The sequence below is a fragment of the Paraburkholderia sp. EG304 genome, from assembly GCF_046543485.1.
GTDB classification, from domain to species: Bacteria; Pseudomonadota; Gammaproteobacteria; order Burkholderiales; family Burkholderiaceae; genus Paraburkholderia; species Paraburkholderia youngii.
In genome coordinates this window covers 1-3,482 of record NZ_JBKGUA010000160.1, presented here as the reverse complement: position 1 = coordinate 3,482, position 3,482 = coordinate 1, and the positions used below count along the sequence as shown (strand labels likewise).

General features: G+C 59.6%; 1 protein-coding gene and 2 pseudogenes. 1 reads left to right on the top strand and 2 read right to left on the bottom strand.

Features of this window, described 5'->3' with window-relative positions:
• Positions 1-244, bottom strand: a pseudogene (locus tag ACLFKU_RS42800) (S9 family peptidase); the annotation flags it as partial.
• Positions 245-531: 287 nt separating this feature from the next.
• On the opposite strand from ACLFKU_RS42800, the pseudogene ACLFKU_RS42795 reads away from it, so the two are divergent.
• A pseudogene (locus tag ACLFKU_RS42795) lies at positions 532-1,541 on the top strand (IS110 family transposase).
• A 209-nt stretch (positions 1,542-1,750) separates the two neighbouring features.
• On the opposite strand, the gene ACLFKU_RS42790 reads toward ACLFKU_RS42795, so the two are convergent.
• On the bottom strand, positions 1,751-3,256 hold the full coding sequence (locus ACLFKU_RS42790; protein ID WP_410853263.1) for an ISNCY family transposase: 1,506 nt from the start codon (positions 3,254-3,256) through the stop codon (positions 1,751-1,753).
• Between the last annotated feature and the right edge of the window lie 226 nt (positions 3,257-3,482).

The following is a 3,482-nucleotide window of genomic DNA, read 5'->3' as shown; positions in this document are numbered from 1 at the left end:
ACTGGCGCTCACCATGTGTCGTCCGTCGGTAGGCAAGGGTCTCGGGCGAAAGCCAGAAAGGGGGGGTATCGACGAAATTGACAATCTTATCCGAGTACTGGTAACGAACTGTGAGAGCCCGCTGAAAATCTGAGGGGGTAAGAGCAAAGGGGGGGTGTATGGTTCCGTTCCCCTGGTTGTCAGCAGCCGATAGCAACGTGCAGTAGGAAATTAGAAGCAGAAAGATGGTGACAATTTTTTGCATGGATGTTTGGCCTTGACTATGTATAAGTTACGTCGTCGGCTTACCTTGGAGCAATTTTTATGCCATCAGTGAATGCGAGTGGGTATGATCAGTGTCCGCTGATCCAGAAGCGGACATTACAACTTAGCCGCTACATACATATGTCCCCGCTAAGTTCAAACGTCGTGGTTCCAGCTAAATAGATGGAATGGTCGCCTCCCGCCTTAACGGGCCGCCCAACGCCGCAGACTCGCGTCCGGAGCATGCGACATTGCTGGTTCGGCAGTCCAGCCGACAAGGAGAAGCAGATGGAACCCACGACCATTGCCATCGACCTGGCCAAGCGCGTTTTCCAGATTCACTATGTCGAGCCAGAGACCGGCGCGATTCACAGCAAGGTCCTCAAACGCGCCCAGCTCGTGCCGTTCTTCGCCAACCGGCCTACCAGCCGTGTCGTCATGGAGGCCTGTGGCAGCGCCCATTACTGGGCCCGTGTCCTGGAGCGGTATGGTCACGACGTGCGGCTCATCGCAGCCCAGTTCGTTCGGCCATTCGTGAAGTCGAACAAGAATGACGCGGCCGACGCTGCGGCGATCTGGGAAGCTGCCCAGCGTCCAGGCATGCGGTTCGTGGCCGTCAAGACCGAAGACCAGCAGGCCATGCTTGCAATGCACCGCATACGCCAGCAACTGGTCCGGATTCGCGTCATGCAGGTAAACCAGCTTCGCGGGCTGCTCTACGAATTCGGCGTCGTGTTGCCACAAGGCCGCCGGGCATCGATAGAAGCCGCCAAAGGCGCGCTGGCGTCACTGGCAGACCATTTGCCAGCCATGCTAGGGGACAGCCTGCAGGACCAGTTCTCGCGACTCCGCGCGCTCGACGAGCAGATTGTACGGATCGAACAACGCATTCTCGACTGGCGCCGCAACGATGACGCATCCCGACGCATCTCCGAAATTCCCGGCGTGGGTATGCTCACCGCGACTGCTGCCGTATCGGTGATCGGACAGGCCCAAACGTTCCGATCCGGACGGGAATTCGCTGCCTATCTGGTCTCGTGCCGCGACAGAACGGTTCTGGGGGCAAGGTGAAGCTCGGGGGGATCAGCAAACGTGGCGACGTATATCTGCGAACGCTGCTGATTCACGGCGCGCGATCGGTTATCTCGAGCTCGAAGCATTTGCCGGAGCGTTTGCGTCAGATGCTGTCCCGGCGTCCAACGAACGTCGTTGCTGTCGCACTCGCCAACAAGATGGCGCGAACAATCTGGGCGCTCCTGGCGTATGGCCGAACGTATGAAGCAGCTCCAGCGCCGTAATCACGCTCCAAAGGAAGTAACCCCATTCACGGTTGCAAAGGTGTATTGATCGATGGCAAGACAGGTTGGACCGCGCAAAGGCAAGCCTGAGACATTTCTCGGACCTCGAGTCCGCTCAATAGATTAGGACCTTTGCGGCGAAATCCATCGGGGCCGGCGGGCAAGTCCCGCGATCGAGTCCGGATATAAGTCCGCAACCACCCTCCTCGTCACCAACAATCACCTTGCAAATGGGAGGCGACCATATAAGAAATGTCGGGTTTTGCTTGTCGTTTCCTGTCTTTTTTCAAGGTTTTGGGGTGGGGCGGCGAAGCCGCCCCCCGTCCGTCCCTCATTCTGCTGCTGACTTCGAGAATTGCCTGATTGATGTCGGCGACCTCGATTGCGCGCTGTTTCTTCAGTCCGATGAGCGCCTTCGTTGCACGAACCTGCTCGCCGCAGTGCGTGCGCGATGGTGAGCCCGCCGCACGCCGATCATCGCGGATGGCCTGTACGCGGCGTGCGACTTCCAGTGCGTTCGCGAGTCGCTTGTTCTCGATCTCCGCGCCCTGATCGATGTGCGTGATGCGGTCGTATTGACGGTAGGGCAGTGCCGCGCCACTGGTCTGCACCTCGATCACGCCATCGGGATACTCGACGACCTCGACGTATTCATGCATGAGCCCCCGGCTGACTGGCGTGTCGTCGAGCAGGTACAGCACGCGGTCATACTGCACTGTCAGCGCATTCGAGATCCTGCGCGGCACACGGTAGGCCTGGATCTGCCGCAGATTCTCGTCGGCGCGCAGCGGCCGGTGCGCATCGTAATCGCTCTTGGGTGGCTTGCCGAACCGCCGGTTGAAGTCGGCAATGAAGGAGGGCGCATACGCATTCGCGGCTTCCCGCGTGCTGATGCCGCGCAGCCTCAGTTCCTTGACCAGCCGGTCCTGCAACGTCAGGTTCGCGCGTTCCACGCGTCCCTTGGCCTGGCTCGTGTTGGCGCAGAATGCGTCGATATTGAGCTCGTACAGTGCCCGGCCAAACTGCGTGACACCCTTGCCAGCGGTCTCCGAACGTTTCTTGACATGGAACACGCTGGCCTTGTCGCTGTAGAACGCCACCGGCTTGCCATGCGCGCCCAGATACTTCTGCAGCGCCTCGAAATAGCCGAAAGTTGACTCCGTCGCCGTGAAGTGCAGCGCCATCAGCCGCCCGGTCGCATCATCAATGAACACCAGCAGCGTGCAGGCTGGCGCCCGGTCCTCGAACCAGCGATGGTCGCTGCCATCGATCTGGATCAGTTCGCCCAGGCACGCACGACGATTACGCGGCTGATAGACCTTCGGCGGGCGCTCCTTGCGCGGAATCCACAGACCGGCCGCTCGCATCAGCGTGCGCACCGTTTCGACCGCCAGATCGATGCCGTGACACTCCCGAAGCTTCTCGCAGGCCAGCGTCGGTCCGAAATCCGTATAACGCTCCCGGATCAGTGCCAGTGCCCGTTGCGCCTTGCCGGCAGGCAACTGGTGATTGCCCGGGCGACCGCGCTTGCCCGACACCAGTCCGGCCACACCGGCCGCCTCGTAGCGCAGCACCAGCCGCTCAACCTGGCGAACACTCAACCCCAGGCGTTCAGCGGCCTGGCCGGGCTTGAGCCGGAACTCAGTCACCGCCTGGATGACCTTGAACCGATCCACCTCGCGCATCGTCATCGTGATCGTCCCAGTCGCATTCATCGCCGGCGCTCCCAGATGGGTGGTCGACGATCAACCTAATGTCAAAACACGACATCTGTATTTAGCGGAAACACGACATCTGAACTTGGGACTCACAACAATTGTCAAAGCCATTTTGAAATGTCCGCTTACTGGCCAAGTTCAAATGTCCGCTTTTAGGGGGTGGGAATCGGTCTCTCACCCGGTTTTTATTCACGCAGTGTCGAAGGATAGCGTTTGAACTGGC

Bases quoted from the DNA above. Each gene is read 5' to 3' on its own strand.
- ACLFKU_RS42790 (WP_410853263.1), bottom strand. From the start codon at position 3,256: ATGAATGCGACTGGGACGATCACGATGACGATGCGCGAGGTGGATCGG.